Source organism: Mycobacterium sp. TH-M82 (genome assembly GCF_057473605.1).
In genome coordinates, this window is the sequence record NZ_JBYCKY010000809.1 from 1 (window position 1) to 1,823 (window position 1,823).

Below are 1,823 nucleotides of genomic sequence, written 5' to 3' on the forward strand. Positions count from 1 at the left end.
TCACCCCGGTGGTCGCCGCGCAGCTCGACGACCCGTACTGCCTGGACGGCATGCACCACTGGCTGGCGAACTGGCAGCTGCGCGCCACCGAGGCGGCGAGCCTGCCGGCATCGAGAGCTTTCGGGATTCGCGAGTGCGCCGTCGCCGAAGAAGCACTGGACGACTTCACCGCCCGGTGGCGACACGGCGCCAGCCCGCTGTTGCGCGGGCTGGTCGACGCCGGCACGGTCGAGGTGCTCGGCGGTCCGCTGGCCCACCCGTTCCAGCCGCTGCTGACGCCCCGGCTGCGGGAGTTCGCGCTGCGCGAAGGCCTGGCCGACGCACGGCAGCGGCTGGCGCACACCCCGGCCGGAATCTGGGCGCCGGAGTGCGCCTACGCCCCCGGCCTGGAGCACGACTACGCCGCCGCGGGGGTGTCGCATTTCATGGTCGACGGCCCGTCGTTGCACGGCGACACCGCACTGGGCCGGCTGGTCGGCGACACCGACGTGATCGCGTTCGGGCGCGATCTGACCGTCAGCTACCGGGTGTGGTCGCCGAAGTCGGGCTATCCAGGACACCGCTCCTACCGGGATTTTCATACCTACGACCACCGCACCGGCCTCAAACCCGCCCGGGTCACCGGGCGCAACGTGGCGCCGGAGGACAAGGCGCCCTACCACCCGCGGCGCGCCGAGGAGGCAGTCGACGCCGATGTCGCCGACTTCGTCGAGCTGGTCCGGTCCCGGCTCGCCACCGAGTCCGAGCGGATCGGCCGGCCGGCCCATGTGATCGCCGCCTTCGACACCGAGCTGTTCGGGCACTGGTGGTACGAGGGGCCGCTGTGGCTGGAGCGGGTGCTACGGGCACTGCCGCAGGCCGGGGTGCGTGTCGGCACGCTGTCCGACGCCATCACCGCCGGATTCGTCGGCGATCCGGTCGCATTACCGCCTGGCTCTTGGGGGTCCGGCAAAGACTGGCAGGTGTGGACCGGTCCGCAGGTGGCCGACCTGGTGCAGCTCAACACCGAAGTGTCCGACACCGCGCTCGCGGTCGTCGACAAGGCGCTGGCGCAGGCCGCCGCGTTGGACGGGCCCGCTCCCCGCGATCGGGTCGCCGACCAGATGCTGCGGGAGGCGCTGCTGACCGTCTCCAGCGACTGGCCGTTTATGGTGAGCAAGGACTCTGCCGCCGACTACGCCCGGTACCGCGCACACCTGCATGCGCACGCCACCCGCGAGATCGGCGCCGCCCTGGCATCGGGTCGCCCCGAGGCCGCGCAGCGGCTGGCCGACGGCTGGAACCGCGCCGACGGCTTGTTCGGCGCCCTGGACGCCCGGAGGCTGCCCCGATGAGGATCCTGATGGTGTCGTGGGAGTACCCGCCGGTGGTGGTCGGCGGTCTCGGCCGGCACGTCCACCATCTGTCCACCGCGCTGGCTGCGGCCGGCCACGACGTCGTCGTCCTGTCCCGGCGCCCCTCCGACACCGACCCGACCACGCACCCGTTGTCGGATCAGGTCAGCGAGGGGGTGCGGGTGGTCGCGGCTGCGCAGGATCCGCACGAGTTCTCCTTCGGCGCCGACATGATGGCGTGGACGCTGGCGATGGGCCATGCCATGGTCCGCGCCGGGCTGTCCCTGAAAACCCATGGTGGCCAGCAGACTTGGCGGCCCGAAATGGTTCATGCTCACGACTGGCTGGTAGCCCACCCGGCCATTGCGCTAGCCGAATTCTACGATGTGCCTCTGGTCTCCACGATGCACGCCACCGAAGCCGGACGACATTCCGGCTGGGTTTCCGGCCGGCTGAGTCGTCAGGTGCACGCGATCGAATCCTGGCTGG

General features: G+C 71.3%; 2 protein-coding genes. Both read left to right on the forward strand.

Translation table 11 applies throughout. The features are described from left to right. Nucleotides 1–1,334: 1,4-alpha-glucan branching protein domain-containing protein (locus tag AC2VON_RS23740; protein WP_486955046.1), on the forward strand; the 1,334-nt coding region annotated here is incomplete at its 5' end. Then, nucleotides 1,331–1,823: glycogen/starch synthase (locus tag AC2VON_RS23745; protein WP_486955047.1), on the forward strand; the 493-nt coding region annotated here is incomplete at its 3' end. The genes AC2VON_RS23740 and AC2VON_RS23745, both read left to right, overlap by 4 nt.